Genomic DNA, 20,351 nt, shown 5'->3' on the forward strand with positions numbered 1-20,351 from the left:
GTGCGGGTTACTCTTCTTCGCCCGCGACTTCGGCGCTTACGCCCGTCGCCGCTTCTGCCATGGCATTCACGCCCAGCGATTCACGGATACGGTTTTCGATCTCACGGGCGATGTCCGGATTTTCGCGCAGGAATTCGCGCGCGTTGTCCTTACCCTGACCAATACGTTCGCCGCTGTAGCTATACCAGGCGCCGGCCTTATCGACAATCTTCGCTTGCACGCCGAGGTCGATGATTTCGCCCTGACGCGAAATACCTTCGCCATACAGAATGTCGAAAATCGCTTCGCGGAACGGCGGCGCAACCTTGTTCTTCACCACCTTCACGCGCGTTTCGTTGCCGATCACTTCGTCGTTCTTCTTGATCGAACCGATCCGGCGAATGTCCAGACGCACCGACGCGTAGAACTTCAGCGCGTTACCGCCCGTGGTGGTTTCCGGGTTGCCGAACATCACGCCGATCTTCATACGGATCTGGTTGATGAAGATCACGAGGCAGTTCGTGCGCTTGATCGTGCCGGTGAGCTTGCGCAGCGCTTGCGACATCAGACGCGCTTGCAGACCCGGCAGCGAGTCGCCCATTTCGCCTTCGATTTCAGCCTTCGGCACGAGTGCCGCAACCGAGTCGATCACGATCATGTCGATCGAGCCTGAGCGCACCAGTGCGTCGGCGATTTCGAGCGCCTGTTCACCGGTGTCCGGCTGCGAAACCAGCAGGTCGTTCACGTTCACGCCGAGCTTGCCCGCGTACTGGATATCCAGCGCGTGTTCCGCGTCGATAAACGCTGCCGTGCCACCGAGCTTCTGCATTTCGGCGATGACTTGCAGCGTCAGCGTGGTTTTACCGGACGATTCCGGGCCATAAATTTCGACCACACGGCCACGCGGCAAACCGCCGACGCCCAGCGCGATGTCGAGGCCGAGCGATCCGGTCGAGACCACCTGGATGTCTTCGATTACCTCACCTGCGCCGAGCCGCATGACCGACCCTTTGCCGAACTGCTTTTCGATCTGCGCAAGCGCGGCAGCGAGTGCCTTGCTCTTTTCAGCAGTCAGTCCAGCCGAGCCTTTCTTGCTTTCTTCCATGAATCGTCCTTTGCTATGATGAACGGCGTCTGAGGCAGATGTGCGGCCCGCCTTTTCAAGATTCTTGAAGGACAGCACACGAAACACAGACACTGTATAAAAAAACAGTAGTTTTGGCAAGCGCGATTCTCATGCGAACGCGCATTTTTACCGTCGCGCTGCCCAACTACCCACAATAATTTTCGGAGACCGCTGTGCGCCGGGGGACACCCCACGGTGCCGGCAACGCCAGGTTGGCGCACCATGCGAATTCTGATTGCCGAAGACGACAGCATACTCGCGGACGGTCTGGTTCGATCACTCCGCCAATCGGCCTATGCCGTCGATCATGTGAAAAACGGCGTCGAGGCCGACACCGCCCTGTCGGTGCAAACTTTCGACCTGCTGATCCTCGATCTGGGCCTGCCGCGCATGTCGGGGCTCGAGGTGCTGCGCCGCCTGCGCGCCCGCAATTCGAACGTGCCGGTGCTGATCCTCACTGCTGCGGACAGCGTCGACGAACGCGTCAAAGGCCTCGACCTCGGCGCCGACGATTACATGGCCAAACCCTTCGCACTCAACGAGCTTGAGGCGCGGGTGCGCGCGCTGACCCGGCGCGGCGCGGGCGGCGGCCCGACGGTGGTGCGGCACGGTTCGCTGTCGTTCGATCAGGTTGGCCGGATCGCCTATGTCAACGAGCAGGTGATCGACCTGTCGGCGCGCGAACTCGGTCTGCTCGAAGTGCTGCTGCAACGGATCGGGCGGCTGGTATCGAAGGAACAGCTCGTCGACCATCTGTGCGAATGGGGCGAGGAAGTCAGCAATAACGCGATCGAAGTCTACGTGCACCGGCTGCGCAAGAAGATCGAGCCGAGCGGTGTGCGCATCATCACCGTGCGGGGCCTCGGGTACTGCCTCGAGAAAGCCGCCCTACCCTCGAACACGAACGTGAACGTGAGCGCCAGCGCGCCCGCGCCGCATGCACTTGCCGAGCCAGAGCCGCCCTCCTCGCCCCCGTCGGCCGCGATGCCGGCGAGCCATCACTACAAATAGAGGACACCCATGTCCGCACGCGCAGACCGCGCTACGGCGCACGCGGCGGACCTCGACGAGGCGCGCGACGAGCGCTACGCCAATCCGTTCGCCCCGCCCGACGAGACCGAAGCCGCCGCCGAAGCGCGCCCGCGCTCGCTGTTCGGCGAGATTCTCGACTGGATGCTGGCGCCGCTTCTGCTGCTTTGGCCGATGAGCCTTGCGGTCACCTACCTGGTCGCCAAGTCGATCGCCAACGGCCCGTTCGACCGCGCGCTCGAAACCGACGCCTACGTGCTCGCCCGCCAGATCCACCCGATCAACGGCGTGGCGGAGCTGTCGCTGCCCGACTCCACTCGCGACTTTCTGCGCGCCGACAATGTCGACAGCGTGTTCTTTCAGGTGCTCGGCACACGTGGCGAACTGGTGGGCGGCGAGCGCGACATGCCGTTGCCGCACGAGGAAGACCGGCCGCCGCCGGGCCTCGTCGAATTCCGCGACGACATGCTGCGCGGCAACGATATTCGCGTCGCCTATACGACCGTCGAATTTCCGCAGACACCCGGCGCTCAGCCGGTGCTGGTGCAGGTCGCCGAGACGCTCGACAAACGCAGCCAGCTTGCCAACGACATCATCAAAGGCGTGATCCTGCCGCAGTTCGTGATCCTGCCGCTGGCGATCCTGCTGGTGTGGTTCGGCCTGTCGCGCGGACTCGCGCCGCTGCATGCCCTGCAGGCGCATATTCGCGCGCGCCGCCCAGACGATCTGTCGCCGCTCGAAGCCCGCCGCGCGCCGCCGGAAATCGAGCCGCTGGTGACGTCGTTCAACGATCTGCTGACGCGTCTCGAACAGAACATGGAGCTGCAGAAGCGTTTTATCGCCGACGCCGCGCATCAGATGAAAACGCCGCTTGCCGGTCTGCGCACCCAGGCTGAGCTTGCGCTGCGCCAGGACGCCTCCGAAGAAGTCCACCGCTCGCTGGAACAGATCGCCACCAGTTCGGAGCATGCGGCGCGTCTCGTCACCCAGTTGCTGGCGCTGGCGCGCGCGGAAAATCGCATGTCGGGGCAGATTTTCACGCCCGTCGAGGTGACGGAAGTCGCGCGCAGCGCGGTGCGCGACTGGGTTCAGGCCGCGCTCGCCAAGCAGATGGACCTCGGCTACGAAGCGCCCGAAGAGCCGGTCGAAGTCGACGGCAATCCGGTCATGCTGCGCGAAATGCTGTCGAATCTGATCGACAACGCGATCCGCTATACGCCGGCTGGCGGGAGGATCACCGTGCGGGTGCGACACGACTTGACCGCGCGGCTCGTGCATCTGGAAGTGGAAGACACCGGACTCGGCATTCCGGTGGCCGAGCGCTCGCGGGTAGTCGAGCGTTTTTACCGGATTCTCGGCCGCGAAGGCGACGGCAGCGGCCTTGGGCTCGCGATCGTCCGCGAGATCACGACGATGCATGGCGGGGAGATGACGATCGACGATAACGTCTATCAAACCTCCCCGCGGCTTGCCGGAACGCTCGTACGTGTCAGCTTGCACGTGCTCGAACGGGCCCGGGACTTACCCTAAGGGCGCGAAGACCCACGCATGGACTACCGCCATATTGAGATAACGTTGTCAAATCTTGCAAGAACTTAACAGACAGTTGCCGGGTTTTAATGGAAATTCCCTCGGTACGCCTGAGACTACCATTTCACCACTCCACGTCAGTACGCCGTAAGTTTCCACTCCAATAATCGGTTCCACGGGAACGCCTTTGCCGGCGGACCGCGTGCACATATCAATATTGGAGACGACATATGGCTACCGTTGGCGGGCAACTCTCCCACGCGCCGATGACGCGAGATGAGAAGCGGGTGATCTTCGCATCGTCGCTGGGCACGGTTTTCGAGTGGTACGACTTCTATCTGGCCGGTTCACTTGCGATCTTCATCAGCAAGAGCTTCTTTTCCGGCGTCAATCCGACTGCCGCCTTCATCTTCACGCTCCTCAGCTTCGCCGCGGGCTTCGCGGTGCGGCCGTTCGGCGCGATTGTGTTCGGGCGCCTCGGCGACATGGTCGGGCGCAAATACACGTTCCTCATCACGATCGTGATCATGGGCCTGTCGACCTTCCTGGTCGGCTTCCTGCCCGGCTATGCATCGATCGGCATTGCGTCGCCGGTGATCTTCATCGCGATGCGCCTGCTGCAGGGTCTTGCACTCGGCGGCGAATACGGCGGTGCGGCAACCTACGTCGCGGAACATGCGCCGCCGGGACGCCGCGGTTTCTACACTGCGTGGATCCAGACCACCGCCACGCTCGGCCTGTTCCTCTCGCTACTGGTGATTCTCGGCGCGCGCACGGCCATGGGCGAAGACGCGTTCGGCGTCTGGGGCTGGCGCATTCCGTTCCTCGCGTCGATCGTCCTGCTCGGCGTGTCGGTGTGGATTCGCCTGCAACTGAACGAATCGCCGGTGTTCGCGCGCATCAAGGCTGAAGGCAAAACCTCGAAGGCGCCGCTGACCGAAGCATTCGGCCAGTGGAAGAACCTGAAGATCGTGATCCTCGCGCTGATCGGTCTGACCGCCGGCCAGGCCGTGGTCTGGTACACGGGTCAGTTCTACACGCTGTTCTTCCTGACGCAGACGCTGAAGGTCGACGGCGCGACGGCCAACATCCTGATCGCGATCGCGCTCTTGATCGGCACGCCGTTCTTCCTGTTCTTCGGCTCGCTGTCGGACCGGATCGGCCGCAAGCCGATCATCATGGCCGGCCTGCTGATTGCTGCCTGCACGTACTTCCCGCTGTTCAAGGCGCTGACTCACTACACGAACCCGGCGCTGGAAGCGGCTACGGCAAAGTCCCCGATCGTCGTGATCGCGAACCCGGACGAGTGCTCGTTCCAGTTCAATCCGGTCGGCACGGCGAAGTTCACGAGCTCCTGCGACATCGCCAAGAGCGCGCTCTCGAAAGCCGGCTTGAACTACGAGAACGTCGCGGCGCCGGCGGGCACGCTGGCGGAGATCAAGGTCGGCGATACGGTGATCAACACGTATGACGGCAAGGCCGCCGACGCCAAGGATCAGGGCAAGGGGTTCGACAAGACCCTGGCGACCACGCTGAAGACCGCCGGCTATCCGCCGAAGGCCGATCCGTCGCAGATCAACTGGCCGATGAGCGTGGTGATCCTGACGATCATGATGATCTACGTGACAATGGTCTATGGGCCGATTGCGGCGATGCTGGTGGAGATGTTCCCGACGCGGATCCGCTATACCTCGATGTCGCTGCCGTATCACATCGGCAACGGCTGGTTCGGCGGCTTCCTGCCGGCGACCGCCTTCGCGATCGTGGCGGCCAAGGGCAACATCTACTCGGGGCTGTGGTATCCGATTGTGATCGCGCTCGTTACGCTCGTGATCGGCGTGCTGTTCGTCAAGGAAACCAAGGACTCGGATATCTACGCGAAGGACTGAAACACCTGATAAACGGGGCAACTTGAAAAAGTTGTGCGCCGGGGGTTGACAGCCCCCGGCCCTATCCTCATAATCTCGCTTCTTTCGGCGAATTAGCTCAGTTGGTTAGAGCGACGGAATCATAATCCGCAGGTCCGGGGTTCGAGTCCCTGATTCGCCACCAGTTGCAAGAAAAAGCCGCTGCTTCTCACGAAGCAGCGGCTTTTTTGTTCTGGACCGCCGGTAATGCGCCCGAAATGGCGCAGTACGCATCTAAATTTTAGCTGTCGCCGGTTTTCCAGGACCGGGTGCTACACGCCACTGTTACCTTCCTGTGGAGAGCACCCGTGAAACACCCTTACCTGACCACCCGCGCCGATTCGACCCATTACTACTTCCGCCGCAAGGTGCCGCTCAAGCTGCGCGCCACGCTCGAAAAGACCGAAATCTGGCTGAGCCTGGAAACGCCCTGCAAGGAGGTGGCCGTCACCCGCCTGCCGGCGGCGGCCCTGGAATATGAACGCGTCATCGCCCTCGCCCGGGCGGAGGCCGCGTCGACTGCTTCAGCTGCGCCCGCCGCGAACGCCTGGCTGCCGCGCGCACTGCGTGCCGTCGACGACGAGCCCTATCCGTACCACCCGACTGTCCAGCCACCTGGCACGCGGCGCCTCGAGGCGGTCCAGATTCCACGGCTGGTCGAACGTTACACGGCGAATACGCTGGCGAACGATGACGAATACCGCCCGGTGCTGTTCAATGACCCTCCGGCCATGGAACACGACGGAAGCAGCTATGACGACGAGGCACACAAAAGCTTTCTGCTGGAGGCGCGACGGCAGTTGCGGCGGGCCCGGGCAGCCGAGGACTTTTTAGGCATCCGTGAGTCCGTTGAGGAACATCTGATGTGGGAGCGCGCGTGGCTGCCGGCCGCCTCGGACGAATTTGCTGCGCTGCTGACAGCCATGACCGACGCCCATCTGGCGGCCGTCGAGGAAGAGCTGCGGCGCATCGAGGGCGACGTCGCTGAGACGCCCGGGCTGATTCCGCTGGTCGATGAAAACGATACGTGGGACGCCGCTGTGCAGAGCCGGGTCGACGAAGCGGCCCCCCAGCCCAAGACGGCCGACGAGGTCAAATCGCAGGTCGCACGGTTCAAGCGGCTGGTCGGTTCGCTGCCACTGTCCGCGCTGACGCCGGCGCATGTCGCGCAGTTCAAGGCCGCGTGCCTCGAGCAGGAAAAGGTCGGCAAGAGCCGCGTGAACACCATCGTTTCGCTGCTCTCGCCCGTTATCAACGTGGCGATTGAGAAGAAGCTGACGACGCTCAGTACCAACCCGCTTGCGCGCGCGAAGTACAGCCGGAAGGCCGTGCGCAAGGACGCCGACCCTGAAGCCCAGCGCGACGCCTACACGGTTGACGAACTCAACCGGCTGTACGCATCCCGCGTCTTCATCCACGGTCACCGCCCAGGGAAAGGGGCGCGCGAAGCGGCGTTCTGGCTGCCCCTGCTCGGTCCCCATTCGGGCGCGCGTCTCGAGGACCTGTGCCGCCTTCGCACGCGGGACGTCGTGCAGCGCGCCGGCGTATGGTGTCTGCACCTGCACGACAGCAAGCGTGAGCATCAGAACGGCGAGGCGTGCATCATGCGTTACCTGCCGGTCCACCGGACGCTGCTCAACCTGGGCTGGCTTGACTATGTCGCAACCCAGGACCGCGACGGCCGGCTGTTCCCGCATCTGAAGGAAAACCAGTACGGTCAGCTCAGTGCGATGTGGAGCACATGGTTTAACGAATATCTCGATGCCGATGCGGGCCTCGATGACGCACGGCTGGACTTTCACAGCTTCCGTCACACCTTCAAGGCCTTTGGCCGGCTGTCCGGCATCGACAATGACGTGATTGAAGAACTGCTCGGGCATGCGCCGACCAGCATGTACGGCCGCAATGACGAGGGCGAGAGGCGCCTGCCGTTTGAACTGCTGGTGCAGGCGATGGACAAGCTCGACTTTCCCGGACTGGAACTGGGTCACCTGCCCTATGCGGGACGGGCCTAGTCCCGCCCTCCGTGTTCCAGGACGCGGGTGTCCCCCTGCACCTGGGGCAGGCCGGCCGCCTGTGCGGCCGGCTTTTCTCTGCACGAAGCAGCGAAGCGTATAAACCCCGCTCCCTAATATTTATAAAAAAGAGTTCTCGTAAGCGAGAGGAGTCTCTTTAAAACCCTGAAAAAAGAGTCTCTTTAGCAGGGAAGGCGAACTCCTCACGTCTCAGACGGCCACCCCCGGCCCGGGGCAGGATGCTAAAGGCGCCATTGACCCGGCACCTGCAGTGTCGCCGACCTCACAAGGCAATGACCTGTCAGACAATGGGTTCCCGGGCAATGGGTTCCGAGGTAGAACCCGATGGGTACCAGCGCTGCACACGCGCAGGCGGCGCACGCTGACCAGGAAAGTAGCAGGGTGTCCGGATTCCGCCCGTTTCGCGGCGCGTCTATGCCTCCGGATTCTCCTGGCCACACCGACGGCCCTGACCAGCCCTGCGACCTCGACATCCGCAGCAGGAATCCGGGACCGCAGGGACACGCCCTGCTCCTGCATCTCCCTGCCAGCGCCATTGCCGACCCGGCGAAAACGGGAGTCCGGGTGGTCGCAGGAAAAGCCCCCCACTCACGGTTCGCCAGGACGCGAGGACGAGGTAGCACACCATCGTCCCACTCCAGTATCTGGTCGTCACAGCTCAGGCCCCGACGGTTGGCGCGGATATTCCGGGAAAAGCCTCTGGGGTGCATCGCGCAATGAGGCGTCCTTGCCGTCCTCACCCATGCGCCTCGCCAGGCGCTGATGCCGCCGCTCCCTGGTCAAATGAGCAAGAGGGACGCACCGTCATACCTCCCGCGAAAGCACGGGTCGGTCCGGCCCCAGACCCACCCCTCTTCCATCCCGCCGGACATCTGCCTTTTCCTCCCCGACGTCGCCCCTGCCCGGTGCGCCCCCGGAAATGGTCAAGGCCTGCCGACACGCCTGACGGATTCCAGGGGGCGTGCATCGAGCTCCTCGCTGCACGAAACCCTGTGGGCGGAGTGTCGGTCAACAAAACTAAAATTTTAGAAAATGCCGCGCTGACAACGCGATTGCTACACGGAATCAGCACATCAACCCAAGGAGCAATCCACATGTCTCATCATCAGGCCGACAACGTTTCGACACAGCCTTTCCACCTGGCCCATGGCCCGCATGACCCGGCGCTCCAGCCGGTTCCGGTCGCGAATCTGCAGGAAATCTCATTGATACCGTCGGTGGATAGCGACGATACATGGAACAGTGCCGTGCGTCTCTGGCAGGCGGACCGTATGCCCCATGCGAAGGTGTTGAGGGAGGTCAATCGCCATGTTGAGCACTTCACGGCCATTATCGGAGACCAGCCGCTTTCAGGACTGACAGTAGCGCACGTCAGGCACTTCAGGGAGACCTGCATCGTTAGGGACGAAACGGCCCGGAAGCGTGTGGACACGGTCGTCGCGCTACTGGCGTCAGTCGTTAACGTGGCTATGCGAGACCGTGTCACGGCCCTCAGGCAGAACCCGTTCACCGCCGCGCAAACGTTCGATACGCCGGTCACGAACGGCACCGGCTCGTTCGGTGGCGCATTTACGACGGACGAACTCAACAGGTTTTACACCTCTCCCGTGTACACGCAGGACCGGCGCCCACGCAAGGGCGGACTTGAAGCAGCGTTCTGGTTGCCACTGCTCGGTCAATTTACCGGCGCCCGTCTGGAAGATTTATGTCGTCTCCGCGGATGCGATGTCGTGCAGCGCGACGGCGTCTGGTGCCCGTCTTTGCGCGATATCCGGCGCGAGCGGCGCCTCGGGCAGCCCCTGGCAGGCCGGACGGTGCCACTTCATCGGACGCTCATCGAGCTTGGGTGGCTTGACTTTGTCGAGACCTGCCGCCGCTTCGGCGACACCTCATGGCTGTTCCCCGACCTTTGCGTGACTCCGTACGGTGGACGCAGCGCGGTGTTCGCGACATGGTTCGGCTCGTATCTTGACGACTCGGGACTGGGCGGCCGATACCTGACGTTCCGGAGCTTCCGGAGCACCTTCGCCGCCTTCGCGAAACGGTCTGGTCTTTGCGACGATGCGGTACAGCAATTCCTTGGGTTCGCGCCTGGCATCAACGTCGAAGGAAAAGAAGCGGGAGTGGAGTACTTGCAATTCGAGCTTCTCGTCCAGGCGATGACCCACTCGTCGCCGCCGACGTCCAGATTCATGCGGCATTACAAACGATTCGCTTCCCGCTGCTCGACTCCCTGATGATTGGCGCGTCAGAACTAGGTGACGCGGCTGTCACCGTACCGGTCATTCTCGTCGTCCTTGCGTGGCTCGTATGGCAAGGGAGGCTGCGAAGTGCCCTTTACTGGATTGCGGCCGTTGGATTCGCGCAGCTCTTCGTCATAACGCTGAAATTCGTCATCCGTCGACCGCGACCGGCTCTGATGTATGACGGCTTGCAGGGTTTCTCCTTTCCCAGCAACCATGCGACGCTAAGCGTCGTGACCTATGGATTTCTGGCGTTCTTCGTTGCACGCGCCTGGGGGCATGTCGCCCGGCGACGCATTGCGATTACAACAGCGCTGTTCATTCTCCTCATCTCGTTCTCACGCCTTTACCTGGGAGCCCACTGGTTTTCGGATGTGCTCGCGGGAATCAGTTTCGGTGCGGCCTGGATAGCAACGGCGGCGGTGCTTCATCACGTTGGCGATGGAAGCCAGAGGGACGCTTCTTCCCTCGGCGTGGCGTCCTTTGCCACGTTCCTCGTCAGTGCGGCGATACACGTCGCCATGCAGCACGGTGTCGACCTGACTGTCTATGCGCCGAGATAGCTTCTTGGCAACCGCTTGCGAGCGGCACAAGACAGCGAAATCAGGAGCGTCGGGCCAGCTTGACCTTCCCACCACGGGAAGGTCCACGCTAAGGGCTCAGATTTGCCACTGGAGGTAAAAATGGAATTTGAAATTCTGGATATGTCATGCGGCGGATGCGCCAGCGCCATTACGCGCGCGGTCACTGGCGTTGACCTTGCCGCGAAGCTGGACATCGACGTCACCACAAAATACGTGAAAGTCGACTCGACGCTGGCACCCGACCGTGTGCTCGCTGCGATTGAAGCAGCGGGTTTTCACCCAACACTCAAAGCGTAGTGGCTTCGTGCAATGAGGTAGCCCTGGAACGTGACTCGGGGTTTCGCCTCTGTGGCCATCCGTTTGGTCGGTATGGGCGATGTTCGCATCGTCGCGCCTGAGTCGATGCGAATGATGCCCGACCTCCGATGACGGCGCCACTCGTAGTTACAAGCGTTCGCGCGAGCATTTACACCATCCACATCACTCGAAACACGGCGGCAAGTGACTGACTGCGTCAATGCCGCTTAAGGTTGCGCTGACAAGATGAACACCCGATTTGGGTGCGCGTCGAATCCCGTCCGCGAGCATTCAGTCGCTATCGGGCACAGCCATCGGTGAATCAGTCGTCATCGTCACCATGATGATGGTGTTCCCATCCACGGTGGCGACCGTGGTCATGCCACCTGCGCTCGTCGTAATCCCCTTCATAGCGGTAGCCGTAGCCGTAGACCGGGGCTGGCGCGTAGACAACCGGTGGGGCTTCGTACACGACTGGTGGTGGCGCGACATAGACGGGGCCGGGCACACCCAGAAAAACTCCAATGTCGGCGTGTGCGAAGGCCGCGCTGGATGCGCACGCAGCGGAAATGCCCACTGCCAGAAAAAGGGTCGCGCGTTTCATGGAGTTCTCCTGTCCCGCTCACTTCTGGCGGGGGCCAGACAATGGCGAACGACGCAGATTTTAGGGGTGGCCCGCGGAAGCAGGTGCAGCGGAAATGTCAAAACTGTAACCGGCAGTAACCCGCTGTGATACTGCCGGCTCCGACCATGCTTACGACGCGGTCAGGGAGTCCCCCGAGACACGGACACGTTCACCGACCTGAACCTGAGGCTGCGTCGAGTAGGTGAAATTCCGATAGCTGCCGTCCTGCATTCTGACCTGCACCTGGTAGGTCGTAGACTTACGCACCGCATGCTCGATGCCATTGCCTGCAAGCCCGCCACCGACAGCGCCAGCAATCGTTGCCAGAACACGACCGCGTCCTCCGCCGACCTGATTTCCCAACAGCCCGCCAGCGACAGCGCCGCCTACGGTTCCGAGCCCCGTCGTCGGCTCGGGTTCCTGGACTGCGTTGACGGCGACAACCTCCCCGGCATTCGGGTCAACTGCTACTGGCCTTGGAGCGGCTTGAGCCTGACTTTGATAGGTATCGTTGTTCGCATACCTCGGAGCCTGCTCAACCGGAGCGCTACGGTGATGATGGACGTGCGGCTGGACTGGCGCCTCCTGCGTCGCGCGTTGTTCAACGTACGGTTGCGGCGAAGTGACCGGCGCGCTGGCGACTTGGGCGGCGACCGGTACAGCTTGCGTCGGAGGCGCCGTAACAGCTCGTGAAGTGGGCAGCATTCCGGTCATCGCCGCGATGCCGGTGGCACTGGCGAGGATAACGGCCACGGCTGCACACGCGACCAGGGGATGAATGCGACCGCGCGGCGGCATGTTCGAAGAGACGTTCGTGTTCATTGCGAGCTCCACTGGGATGTGCCTGCAATAACGTCGCAGCAGCGAAGGTGGTGTACCCTGCCGGCACGATGCTTTGTAAGCATTTGTACCGTCTTGTTCCGACACAATCGCGCAAGCCAGCGCGCCTGAAAGCTCAGACGTCCCCCAGACCATGACAATGGCGATGGAAGTGTCGAGCGTCAGCTGGTTAGGCTCGAAGCTAAGGCGACGCCGGAATAAGTGGCTCCACCCTTACGCAAAAAGAGGCGTCCGGTTAAAGCAATGGATGCGCAGCCGGATAAAGCGCCGTTCTCAGAGCCAATCCGCCGAGCACGACAAAGATGATGGCGGCAAGAACGTGGACTGCCTTCGTCGGCAAGCGGTCGGCGAACTTGTGTCCCAGGTAGATGACGGGCACATTCGCCAGCATCATGCCCAGTGTCGTGCCTGCGACGACGCCGAAGAACTCATGAAAGCGCGCAGCCAGGGCAATGGTGACGATTTGGGTTTTGTCGCCCATCTCGGCGAGAAAGAACGTTACGGCCGTCGTGCCGAAGACGCCCATCGAATTTTTCGTCAATACCGCATCGGCGTCGTCCAGCTTGTCGGGGATGAGAATCCAGACCGCCATGACCGCGAATGACGCGACGACCGCCCAATTCAGGATGCCGGGACTCAGCACACTTGCGAGCCATGCCCCAAGTGCACCGGATGCGGCATGGTTGATGAGCGTCGCGACGAGCACACCAAGAATGATGGGAATGGGCTTGCGATATCGTGCAGCCAGCACTAGGGATAGGAGTTGGGTTTTGTCGCCGATTTCGGCGAGGCCGACCACGCTGATTGAAACAAGGAAGGATTGCATGGGTTGTTGTACCCGGGCCGCGCTATAAGAACGCGATGACACGCATTCCGGCGACCCGGTCAGGTCGGAATGCGAGTCATCGGTCTTGCCAGGCATTTAGCTGCGCACGCCATAGCGGGTCTCTCGACTCGCCAAGTATGTTGACGTGCGCCCTCGAACATCGCGTTCGAGGCGGCTACTCCCCAATGAGCGGATGCGATTTTATCGCGCTGGGTGTTACAGAAGCAAGTCGCCAGAAGAAAGCGGTGGCGGCGCTCCCGTTGATTCAGGTGTCTGACGTTCGCGGCTCGGCAGATAACTCGAGAGATTCGCGCTGCAACTTGGCCTGTCGCCGCGCCCGGTCGTTAATTACCTGATGGCGCCGGTGGCCGGTCATCTTCTTCCATGCTCGAATTTCATCGAGGGTACGAAAACATCCAACGCACAATTTCGTCTTGCCATCGAAGGCGCACACATCGATGCACGGTGACTTGACTGCCATGGGTCAGGCCGCCGCTTGTGAAGGTCGCACTTCAGCGGTGACATGCGACAGCCCCGTGAAGCGCTCGAGCACTGCATGATAGAAGCGCGAGTCTCGCGGACTCACTTGTCGCCACCGACACCACGGCGCTCATATGACCGGGACCCACGCGCCATACGTGTAGGTCGACATGGTCGCGCTCTTCACGTGTCCGTACACTGGACAGGCGATGGTCGATTCCAGGGCAATCGTATATATCGCGTTACACCCTTGATGCCGGGCGGCTATTAAAGCGTCTGTATAACAAGTAGTCCAATGACCAGTTGCCGGCGCCACGGCACAGCAGGACCAGCAGCATCGCAGCCCACTGAATGTGCGTAGGCCATGCCTGCGGATACACGAACACCTCAATGACAGTCGTCATGCCGAGCAGCAGCATTGCTACAGGTCGTGTCGCCAGGCCGAGCACAAGTAGAACAGGTGCAGTCAGTTCGATTGACACCGCCAGGTAGGCGGCAACCTCGGGAGCAAGCAACGGCAGTCGATAGTCTTCCCTGAACAGCTCGAGCGCCGCATTCCAGTCGGCCAGCTTGGTCATCGCCGAGTTCCAGAAGACCGTTGCAACAGCGAGCCTCAGTGGAAGCGCAAGAACCGTGTGCGGCACTCGCTCCAGCCACGCAACGATACGTAGGATGCGGTCAGTCAGTTTCGACCGGCGATGAGCGGATTGAGATTCAGGCATCATGTGACTTGCCTCCCAATTGTTTGGCTGGACGCCTCATTTGACAGGCAGATGTCGGCAAAGCATCCCGATGCAAGAAGGTGTGCGAGCCAGACAGATATCTCTGCGTCCGGCACGTCGACCAGGGCATCATGCAAGGCGCGCCCCGCAAGCAAGGCAGCCGTGAACCGGCATTGTCCTTCTGCCATCCGGTTCACCCCGACGCCCGAAGGCCCTCGGTGGACATACAACCAGACCGGGTCAGCGGCCAGATTGATGTCTGCCAATGCGCAATCGTCCCGGGACAACACCGCGTGCCAGATGGCATCGACCGGAAAGGACGACTCAAGTACTCGCGCTGCAGGGCTCGACAAAAACCGTACGGCTTGCATGTCGGCTTCATCCAGTTGCTCAAGGCGTTGCAGGTCAAGTGGCTTCGCGTCTGGTGCATGCAGCGCCTCATTCACGGCCCATTCAAGTCGTGCCGTATCTGGCAGATAGGCAAGAGACGCCGCTTCCGGCATGCGTGCCAGAAATTCCGGAAACGATTCCCCGTAGCTGTCTAGCAGTGCGCTCGACGGTGGGCATTGCTCAATAAAAAGTCGCGCTGCGCCTTCGAAGAATTCCGACCCGACCAGAGCCTGCACGGCCGGATAAGTCAGCCTTAGCGCTGTAAGCAGCGTGCTGTTCGCCGTATTTCGGTAAATGGCGAACCGTGCCTGGGGAGCCAGGCCGTCCGGCACGACGTACTCGCATGCGTCGCCATCGGCAAACCCAAGCAAGTCCCGGCGGACCGCACATTGCAACTCAAGCAGCGTTGGTGCACAGGTTGTCATTTCGCTGCCTCTCAATAGCGGCCTCTGCTATCGCAGCTTCTTCCATCAGAACCTCAAGCGCCGGCACATCAGTGTCCCATTCAATCAGCGTGGGAGCGGGTCCAAAGCGCTTGAGGGCTTGCTCAAACAGGTCCCACACTGGAGGCGTGACGCGTGAGCCGTGGTCGTCGATGCGAATTATCTGGCCCTGGTCAAGCTGTCGGACGCTGTGCCCGGCCAGGTGAACCTCGGTAACCAACTTCGCCGGCAGAGCATCGAGATAGGTCAATGCATTCCAGCCATGATTGCTGGCACTGACATAAATATTGTTGACGTCGCAGAGAATGCCGCACCCCGTGCGTCGCGCGACCTCTGCAAGAAATTCCCATTCCGGGATGGTTGAGTGGCGGAAACGCAGATAGGTGGACGGGTTTTCCAATGAAATCCGCCGCTGCAGGTAAGTCTGGACCTGGTCGACATGCGTGCAGACAATGCTCAACGCTTCTTCCGTCATCGGCAGCGGCAGCAGGTCGGCGAGGTAGTTGCCGCCACTGACGCTCCAGGACAGGTGTTCGGAAACCAGCCCGGGCTCAACACGCTCGATGACGCCGCGCACACGCTCCAGATGCCGGACATCCATCCCTTCGGCGCTCCCCAACGAAAGGCCCACCCCGTGAAGCGCGATTGGGTAATCCCGGCGGATGGCGTCCAGGTAAGCTGGCGCGCTCCCGCCTCCCATGTAATTCTCGGTATGCACCTCGAACCAGGCGGCGGGCGGATGCCCTTCGACGGCCTCGTGATGGTGGCGAAATCGCAGCCCGACCCCGGCGCACGCCGGAATCACGCCATGTGCATATTGCGAGGCTTCAGAAGCGGCATCCATGACCATCCCCCTTCGCTCAAGCCGGCTTCAGCTTGCCGCCCTGGATTTTGCTGCAATCGCCGGCGGGCAGCAGAACGAATGACTTGGGGTCGCGTGCCTGCGTAGATTGTCCGGCGCAGGAATGGGCTCCTTCAGCGCAGTCGTTTTTCGATACGGCATTGATGCCGTAGCACTTCTCCAGTTTGTTCGCTTGCATCCTTGCCATGTTGTCCTTCACAACCTGCGGCATTCCGCTCATGTCCTTCATGGCCTGGGCTTGGACGGGTACCGCCTGCATGGCAAGTGCGAGGCCGATTGCCGACGAAAACGTCGAGGCGGCCATCAAATGTTTGTTCATCACGCTTCCTCCTGAGGGTTGCGACCGTGCATTCTGGCCGTGTAGGAAGGTTCGCCCGGTCGCGCCAAAAGGTTACGGGCCACACAAACTTTTTCTGCGTGACAACCTGTCGTCCGCGCCTCAAAATCGCCGCATGCTCCGGCACCCACACCCACCCCATCCCGCTCCAGGTTCCGAGACAGGCAATCCGGAGTCGTTCACGTCGGCCCACCAGGCTGAGTCGCCGGTCAGCCGTGCTGACGGCAAACTGGACTGGTCCATCGCCATGGCCAGCGCGCAAACCGGCGACCAGGAAACCTATCGTCGGCTGCTCCGGGACATAACCCCCTATCTTCGTGCGCTCGCTGCGCGGCACATCCGGAATGCCGACGACATCGAGGACACGGTTCAGGATGTGCTGCTAACCGTGCACTCAGTGCGTCACACGTATGACCCGTCCCGTCCTTTCGGGCCGTGGCTGGTCGCTATCGCAAACAGACGCATCGTCGACAGCCTGCGCCGGCGTGGACGCGTAGGCGCACACGAAACTTCAGGGGAAATGGAGCCGGAAACCTTTGCTGCTGATGAAGCGAACTTACAGGAGGAGGCCGTGAATGCCCGTCTGGTAAGGGAAGCTATCGAGCAATTGCCTTTCGGACAGCGCGACGCGATGCGAATGCTCAAACTGGAAGAAATGTCGTTGCAGGAGGCGGCCGCCGTAAGTGGAATGTCGGTTGCGGCGTTGAAAGTAGCCACTCACCGGGCGATGAAACGATTACGGGAAATGTTCCAGCAGCGAGGTAGCAAATCATGACCCGAACCTCCGACCTGATTGACGTGCTGGTCGCGGACGCAACGCCGGTCCGGCGACTGCGGTCTCCAGCGGCAAGAGCTGCATGCTGGTTGTTGCTTGCCGCAACTGTGATGCTCTTCGTTGGTATCGCCCATGGGGTGCGTGCCGACCTGGCGGTCAAACTGCATCAACCCCCATTTGTCATCAGCGTAGCTGCGGCAACGGCAACGGGTATTCTGGCCGCCATGGGTGCCTTCCTTGCCAGCGTACCTGGTATGTCGCGCCGTTGGCTTCTGTTGCCGGCACCGGCGTCCCTCGTTTGGGTAGCAACAATGGGCTATGGTTGCCTGACCAATTGGGTCACGATTGGACCAGAAGGCATGTCTATTGGCGAAACGGCCAGATGCTTTGCTACCCTGGTATTGGTCGGTATGCCCCTATCGCTCGTGATGCTGATTTTGCTGCGCCACGTCGCTCGACTGTCACCCGGTCCGGTCACGATGGTAGGTAGTCTCGCGGTTGCCGCCGTGACTGCGGTCGCGCTTTCAATTCTCCACCCGCTCGACGCAACGGCGATGATATTGCTGTGGAACCTTGGCGTCGCCGCGCTTTATCTGTCGTTGAGCGGCCGGTATGGTCATCGACTTTTGGGTTGGGTGGCGCAGCGCTGACGCCCGGATGCCCCGCACGACGGCAAACGAAGCGTCCTCAAGAAAATTACGCGTTCGAGCGTTCCCTTCTCGCTGCACCTCAAAGACGCTTCTGCTCACCGGCCGGCGACCAGGCGAGCCTTGAGCTATGCCTTCGGCGCCCAGGCCGTACTCGCGAACTTCGCATCAACCTCAGTATGGAGCAGGTGATTCGAATAGTTGCTGATGGTTTTGACGGCCAGGGCCAGGATGATTTCCAACACGTTTTTCTCGGTATAACCCGCGCTCACGAATGCCTCCAACTCGGATTGCGTAGGATTCCCCCGGGATATAAGCATTGTCCGTGTGAACTCAGCGAGCGCACGAAGCTTCGGGTCTTCAATCACCTCGTCGTTGCGCACGGCCTGGATGGCCTGCTCCGGAGTTTTCGATACCTTGTCAGCAATCCAGCTATGCGCGGCAACACAATAAGTGCACTCATTCACGCGCGAGATGACCAGAAAAACCAGTTCCTGCTCTGCGGAAGTGAGCGTCGACTCCTTCCGGAAGAGCTGATAGCCGTGCAGATATGTATCGAGTAATGCAGGCATGTTGGCCATGCCCGCATACATGTTCGGGATGCCACCGGCTGCCTTGCGTCCTGTCTCCAGGACCTCCCGTGCCCGGGCATCGGCTGTGTCTACGGTAAGGTGCGGAAAAGAAAGCTTTGCGATAGCGTTCATGTGAACTCCTTGTGCGAGGGATTGGTCTCAAGCGCCATGTTTTGAGCCATTCGGTCCAAAACAGAGAAAAAAATTAGAGCAACAGGCCAGCGAGCAAAGTCTCCACGAAGGGCACAAGCTGCTTTTTGGTGAAGCCGCTCTTCGCCATTACGCGCAAACCGGCGATGCCCGCAACTAGCGTCATGGCCTGCTTCGCGGCGTCGACTTTCGAATCGATGTCTCCCCGTGCCTGACCGGACCGGATGACCTCCTCGAAGCTGCCCATCATGCCCTCGAACCCCGCTTTGACGAGTTGTCTCACACCTTCGTCGTGCGGCCCCAGTTCGACTGCCGTGTTGACAAGCAGACAACCCCGTCCGCCGTCATTGTGGCTAGCGACGTCAAGCAGCATCGCGCGCAGTTTTGCGCCTGTGCTTCCCCCGCCAAGCGTGGCACGCACAGCAGCAGTTCGCGTGCTTGCGTAATTGGTAACTGCCTGAATCAGAACATCCCGCTTCGACCCGAAGGTGTTGTACATGGACGACTTGGCCACGCCCATGTGCGCCGCCAGGTCGTTTGCAGACAGGGACGCGTATCCATCTCGCCAGAACGCGTCGACCGCACATGTAAGCGCTTGGTTTCGGTCAAACTCGAGTGGCCTTGCCATGTCACATCCAGAAGTGATTCTGGACCAACTATACCAAAATATCGAACTTCGCGTAGGCAGGTGCGGCTATTCGACTAACAGCGCCGGTTTCGTGGCCAAATGGCTTCGCTTATCATGGAACTGCCCGAGGTGCGGCGTTTTAAGGATGCGAGATGGACAGCAAAAATCACTGGGAAGAAGCTTGTCGATGTGCGCCAGCGCATCCAGGATTTGTCCATGCTGGATGCCGCGTTGGCAACACTGGTACAGCGCTGCTCGACGTCGAAAGGCAAGGTGTCGTGCCCACTCATCGACACACTCATGAACGGCGGTGAGCTGACCCAGTGAGCGCGTCAGCGCGAGGCGTGCCGGTAGCACACACCACCACCGACACAACCGTGACAGGGCTCACCAGTGTGACGGGTCCGGCGGTCAGCAGGCAACCCGAGCTTTGCCGGCAACCGCAACGCAAGAGGCGCAATCATTTCGTCTCTGGGACGTCTAACAATAACGCTGTGCTTATCTCTGGGTAGACCGTAACGTTGAAAGTTATTCGCCGATATCTGCTCGCGTCGAGCTTGTTACTGGTCGTCAGTGCCGCTTTCGCCGGCGAGCAGCCGTTCAACCAGGCCCGGTTCGACAGGCTGAACGCCGACAGGAAGCCAAACATCGTCTACTTCCATGCGACCTGGTGCCCGACCTGCAAGGTCCAACAACCCATTGTGGACCGTCTGGCAGCGAGCCCGGAAATGAAAGACGTGACCATTTTCATGGCCGACTACGACAAGGAAGTTGCCCTGAAGCGGACGTTGAAAGTGACTCAGCAGTCGAGTTTCGTTGTTTTCAAGGGTGGCCACGAGGTTGCGCGCTCTACGGGGCAGACGCGCGAACAGGACATCAAGAACACGTTCGCCAAAGCCCTGTAATGGACTTCACGCTGGGTACCTACGTGCTCGGGTTCCTGGCCGGAACCCTGACGACGTTGTCACCGTGCGTGCTCGCCCTCGTTCCCATACTCGTTGCGTCGGCATTGGCGGCACATCGGCTGGGGGTCGTTGCACTCTCCGCTGGATTAGGCGTGTCGTTCTCGGTCATCGGGATTTTCGTGGCCAGCGTCGGCGCGTCGCTGGGTGTGGATGGTGAACTCTTTCGTCGCCTGGCCGCCGTGCTGATGATTTTGTTTGGGCTCGCGATGTTTTCCCACCGATTGCAGGCCGTTTTCAACCGCGCGGCCGCTGGAATCGGTGGCCCGGGTCAGAACTGGTTGAGCAGGATACGAGGCGACACCCTGTCAGGCCAGTTCGCGGTCGGACTGCTTCTGGGAGCCGTCTGGAGTCCCTGCGT

23 protein-coding genes, 1 tRNA gene, 1 pseudogene and 1 riboswitch are annotated in these 20,351 nt (G+C 61.0%); of the genes and pseudogenes, 13 read left to right on the forward strand and 12 right to left on the reverse strand.

Translation table 11 applies throughout. The annotated features are described in order from the left end of the window. Positions 1-7: 7 nt before the first annotated feature. On the reverse strand, positions 8-1,084 hold the full coding sequence (recA, locus tag GNZ13_RS07000; protein WP_172161744.1) for a recombinase RecA: 1,077 nt from the start codon (positions 1,082-1,084) through the stop codon (positions 8-10). Between the two features lie 243 nt (positions 1,085-1,327). Here recA and GNZ13_RS07005 point away from each other — a divergent pair, with 243 nt between their 5' ends. The 8 genes from GNZ13_RS07005 (at position 1,328) to GNZ13_RS07035 (ending at position 10,731) form a co-directional block, all read left to right on the forward strand. Then, positions 1,328-2,116, forward strand: a complete 789-nt coding sequence (locus GNZ13_RS07005) for a response regulator transcription factor (RefSeq protein ID WP_172161746.1) — start codon at positions 1,328-1,330, stop codon at positions 2,114-2,116. A 9-nt stretch (positions 2,117-2,125) separates the two neighbouring features. Continuing rightward, the gene (locus tag GNZ13_RS07010; protein ID WP_172161748.1) at positions 2,126-3,664 is read left to right on the forward strand and encodes a sensor histidine kinase; all 1,539 of its coding nucleotides are present in this window, start codon (positions 2,126-2,128) and stop codon (positions 3,662-3,664) included. A 230-nt stretch (positions 3,665-3,894) separates the two neighbouring features. Further along, positions 3,895-5,553, forward strand: a complete 1,659-nt coding sequence (locus tag GNZ13_RS07015) for an MFS transporter (protein WP_172161750.1) — start codon at positions 3,895-3,897, stop codon at positions 5,551-5,553. 86 nt (positions 5,554-5,639) lie between these two features. After that, positions 5,640-5,716 (forward strand) — tRNA-Met (locus tag GNZ13_RS07020). A 163-nt stretch (positions 5,717-5,879) separates the two neighbouring features. Next, complete coding sequence (locus tag GNZ13_RS53760; protein ID WP_172161752.1) at positions 5,880-7,586, forward strand: DUF6538 domain-containing protein; 1,707 nt, start codon at positions 5,880-5,882, stop codon at positions 7,584-7,586. A 1,022-nt stretch (positions 7,587-8,608) separates the two neighbouring features. Then, on the forward strand, positions 8,609-9,844 hold the full coding sequence (locus GNZ13_RS52065; protein WP_236001835.1) for a site-specific integrase: 1,236 nt from the start codon (positions 8,609-8,611) through the stop codon (positions 9,842-9,844). After that, positions 9,844-10,413 carry a phosphatase PAP2 family protein gene (locus GNZ13_RS07030; protein WP_236001836.1) on the forward strand — a complete coding sequence of 190 codons (570 nt, stop codon included), beginning with the start codon at positions 9,844-9,846 and terminating at the stop codon, positions 10,411-10,413. Before GNZ13_RS52065 ends, GNZ13_RS07030 begins: the two co-directional genes overlap by 1 nt. Before the next feature lie 120 nt (positions 10,414-10,533). Continuing rightward, entirely contained in the window at positions 10,534-10,731 is a 198-nt protein-coding gene (locus GNZ13_RS07035) for a heavy-metal-associated domain-containing protein (RefSeq protein ID WP_172161756.1), read from the forward strand. Between the two features lie 322 nt (positions 10,732-11,053). Here GNZ13_RS07035 and GNZ13_RS07040 read toward each other — a convergent pair whose 3' ends face one another. From GNZ13_RS07040 to GNZ13_RS07075, 9 genes and pseudogenes are all read right to left on the reverse strand, one after another. Continuing rightward, on the reverse strand, positions 11,054-11,335 hold the full coding sequence (locus tag GNZ13_RS07040) for a hypothetical protein (protein WP_172161758.1): 282 nt from the start codon (positions 11,333-11,335) through the stop codon (positions 11,054-11,056). A gap of 150 nt (positions 11,336-11,485) precedes the next feature. Beyond that, positions 11,486-12,178 (reverse strand): glycine zipper 2TM domain-containing protein, encoded by a 693-nt coding sequence (locus GNZ13_RS07045; RefSeq protein WP_172161760.1) that lies wholly within the window; start codon positions 12,176-12,178, stop codon positions 11,486-11,488. Positions 12,179-12,431: 253 nt separating this feature from the next. After that, on the reverse strand, positions 12,432-13,022 hold the full coding sequence (locus GNZ13_RS07050; protein ID WP_172161762.1) for a TMEM165/GDT1 family protein: 591 nt from the start codon (positions 13,020-13,022) through the stop codon (positions 12,432-12,434). Between the two features lie 21 nt (positions 13,023-13,043). Next, positions 13,044-13,218, reverse strand: a riboswitch (yybP-ykoY riboswitch). Positions 13,219-13,287: 69 nt separating this feature from the next. Continuing rightward, positions 13,288-13,503 carry a DUF1289 domain-containing protein gene (locus GNZ13_RS07055; protein WP_172161764.1) on the reverse strand — a complete coding sequence of 72 codons (216 nt, stop codon included), beginning with the start codon at positions 13,501-13,503 and terminating at the stop codon, positions 13,288-13,290. A gap of 3 nt (positions 13,504-13,506) precedes the next feature. After that, positions 13,507-13,669 (reverse strand): annotated as a pseudogene (locus tag GNZ13_RS52070) (CDF family Co(II)/Ni(II) efflux transporter DmeF); the annotation flags it as partial. Between the two features lie 75 nt (positions 13,670-13,744). Continuing rightward, positions 13,745-14,227, reverse strand: coding sequence for a DoxX family protein (locus tag GNZ13_RS07060; protein WP_172161766.1), 483 nt, complete (start codon positions 14,225-14,227; stop codon positions 13,745-13,747). Beyond that, positions 14,224-15,039: an HvfC/BufC N-terminal domain-containing protein gene (locus tag GNZ13_RS07065; protein ID WP_172161768.1), complete on the reverse strand. Its 816-nt coding sequence runs from the start codon at positions 15,037-15,039 to the stop codon at positions 14,224-14,226. Before GNZ13_RS07065 ends, GNZ13_RS07060 begins: the two co-directional genes overlap by 4 nt. Continuing rightward, complete coding sequence (gene bufB / locus GNZ13_RS07070) at positions 15,011-15,901, reverse strand: MNIO family bufferin maturase (RefSeq protein WP_172161770.1); 891 nt, start codon at positions 15,899-15,901, stop codon at positions 15,011-15,013. The genes GNZ13_RS07065 and bufB overlap by 29 nt, the downstream gene beginning before the upstream one ends. 16 nt (positions 15,902-15,917) lie before the next feature. Further along, positions 15,918-16,238 (reverse strand): BufA1 family periplasmic bufferin-type metallophore, encoded by a 321-nt coding sequence (locus GNZ13_RS07075; protein ID WP_172161772.1) that lies wholly within the window; start codon positions 16,236-16,238, stop codon positions 15,918-15,920. 265 nt (positions 16,239-16,503) lie between these two features. Here GNZ13_RS07075 and GNZ13_RS07080 point away from each other — a divergent pair, with 265 nt between their 5' ends. Both GNZ13_RS07080 and GNZ13_RS07085 read left to right on the forward strand, forming a co-directional pair. Next, a complete protein-coding gene (locus GNZ13_RS07080) occupies positions 16,504-17,031 on the forward strand; it encodes a sigma-70 family RNA polymerase sigma factor (protein ID WP_172161774.1) in 528 nt (175 codons plus the stop codon). After that, positions 17,028-17,681 carry an NrsF family protein gene (locus GNZ13_RS07085; RefSeq protein ID WP_172161776.1) on the forward strand — a complete coding sequence of 218 codons (654 nt, stop codon included), beginning with the start codon at positions 17,028-17,030 and terminating at the stop codon, positions 17,679-17,681. Before GNZ13_RS07080 ends, GNZ13_RS07085 begins: the two co-directional genes overlap by 4 nt. A 125-nt stretch (positions 17,682-17,806) precedes the next feature. On the opposite strand, the gene GNZ13_RS07090 is transcribed toward GNZ13_RS07085, so the two are convergent. Both GNZ13_RS07090 and GNZ13_RS07095 read right to left on the reverse strand, forming a co-directional pair. After that, on the reverse strand, positions 17,807-18,382 hold the full coding sequence (locus tag GNZ13_RS07090) for a carboxymuconolactone decarboxylase family protein (protein WP_172161778.1): 576 nt from the start codon (positions 18,380-18,382) through the stop codon (positions 17,807-17,809). A 73-nt stretch (positions 18,383-18,455) separates the two neighbouring features. After that, a complete protein-coding gene (locus tag GNZ13_RS07095; RefSeq protein WP_172161780.1) occupies positions 18,456-19,028 on the reverse strand; it encodes a TetR/AcrR family transcriptional regulator in 573 nt (190 codons plus the stop codon). Between the two features lie 114 nt (positions 19,029-19,142). On the opposite strand from GNZ13_RS07095, the gene GNZ13_RS07100 reads away from it, so the two are divergent. The 3 genes from GNZ13_RS07100 to GNZ13_RS07110 all read left to right on the forward strand — a co-directional run. Then, on the forward strand, positions 19,143-19,355 hold the full coding sequence (locus tag GNZ13_RS07100) for a MerR family transcriptional regulator (RefSeq protein WP_172161782.1): 213 nt from the start codon (positions 19,143-19,145) through the stop codon (positions 19,353-19,355). Positions 19,356-19,549: 194 nt separating this feature from the next. Next, positions 19,550-19,933 carry a thioredoxin family protein gene (locus tag GNZ13_RS07105; protein WP_172161784.1) on the forward strand — a complete coding sequence of 128 codons (384 nt, stop codon included), beginning with the start codon at positions 19,550-19,552 and terminating at the stop codon, positions 19,931-19,933. After that, on the forward strand, positions 19,933-20,351 hold a 419-nt coding region (locus GNZ13_RS07110), incomplete at its 3' end, for a cytochrome c biogenesis CcdA family protein (protein WP_328807189.1). The genes GNZ13_RS07105 and GNZ13_RS07110, both read left to right, overlap by 1 nt.

Source organism: Paraburkholderia elongata (assembly GCF_013177735.1).
GTDB classification, from domain to species: domain Bacteria; phylum Pseudomonadota; class Gammaproteobacteria; order Burkholderiales; family Burkholderiaceae; genus Paraburkholderia; species Paraburkholderia elongata.

What these genes read in the sequence shown, in the direction of transcription:
- GNZ13_RS07090 (WP_172161778.1), bottom strand. Translation starts at nt 18,382, where the DNA reads ATGAACGCTATCGCAAAGCTTTCTTTTCCGCACCTTACCGTAGACACA.
- GNZ13_RS07050 (WP_172161762.1), bottom strand. Translation starts at nt 13,022, where the DNA reads ATGCAATCCTTCCTTGTTTCAATCAGCGTGGTCGGCCTCGCCGAAATC.
- GNZ13_RS07005 (WP_172161746.1), top strand. Translation starts at nt 1,328, where the DNA reads ATGCGAATTCTGATTGCCGAAGACGACAGCATACTCGCGGACGGTCTG.
- GNZ13_RS07045 (WP_172161760.1), bottom strand. Translation starts at nt 12,178, where the DNA reads ATGAACACGAACGTCTCTTCGAACATGCCGCCGCGCGGTCGCATTCAT.
- recA (WP_172161744.1), bottom strand. Translation starts at nt 1,084, where the DNA reads ATGGAAGAAAGCAAGAAAGGCTCGGCTGGACTGACTGCTGAAAAGAGC.
- GNZ13_RS07030 (WP_236001836.1), top strand. Translation starts at nt 9,844, where the DNA reads ATGATTGGCGCGTCAGAACTAGGTGACGCGGCTGTCACCGTACCGGTC.
- GNZ13_RS07080 (WP_172161774.1), top strand. Translation starts at nt 16,504, where the DNA reads ATGGCCAGCGCGCAAACCGGCGACCAGGAAACCTATCGTCGGCTGCTC.
- GNZ13_RS07040 (WP_172161758.1), bottom strand. Translation starts at nt 11,335, where the DNA reads ATGAAACGCGCGACCCTTTTTCTGGCAGTGGGCATTTCCGCTGCGTGC.
- bufB (WP_172161770.1), bottom strand. Translation starts at nt 15,901, where the DNA reads ATGGATGCCGCTTCTGAAGCCTCGCAATATGCACATGGCGTGATTCCG.
- GNZ13_RS07095 (WP_172161780.1), bottom strand. Translation starts at nt 19,028, where the DNA reads ATGGCAAGGCCACTCGAGTTTGACCGAAACCAAGCGCTTACATGTGCG.
- GNZ13_RS07085 (WP_172161776.1), top strand. Translation starts at nt 17,028, where the DNA reads ATGACCCGAACCTCCGACCTGATTGACGTGCTGGTCGCGGACGCAACG.
- GNZ13_RS07100 (WP_172161782.1), top strand. Translation starts at nt 19,143, where the DNA reads ATGGAACTGCCCGAGGTGCGGCGTTTTAAGGATGCGAGATGGACAGCA.
- GNZ13_RS07035 (WP_172161756.1), top strand. Translation starts at nt 10,534, where the DNA reads ATGGAATTTGAAATTCTGGATATGTCATGCGGCGGATGCGCCAGCGCC.
- GNZ13_RS07055 (WP_172161764.1), bottom strand. Translation starts at nt 13,503, where the DNA reads ATGGCAGTCAAGTCACCGTGCATCGATGTGTGCGCCTTCGATGGCAAG.
- GNZ13_RS07065 (WP_172161768.1), bottom strand. Translation starts at nt 15,039, where the DNA reads ATGACAACCTGTGCACCAACGCTGCTTGAGTTGCAATGTGCGGTCCGC.
- GNZ13_RS07060 (WP_172161766.1), bottom strand. Translation starts at nt 14,227, where the DNA reads ATGATGCCTGAATCTCAATCCGCTCATCGCCGGTCGAAACTGACTGAC.
- GNZ13_RS07015 (WP_172161750.1), top strand. Translation starts at nt 3,895, where the DNA reads ATGGCTACCGTTGGCGGGCAACTCTCCCACGCGCCGATGACGCGAGAT.
- GNZ13_RS07010 (WP_172161748.1), top strand. Translation starts at nt 2,126, where the DNA reads ATGTCCGCACGCGCAGACCGCGCTACGGCGCACGCGGCGGACCTCGAC.
- GNZ13_RS07075 (WP_172161772.1), bottom strand. Translation starts at nt 16,238, where the DNA reads ATGAACAAACATTTGATGGCCGCCTCGACGTTTTCGTCGGCAATCGGC.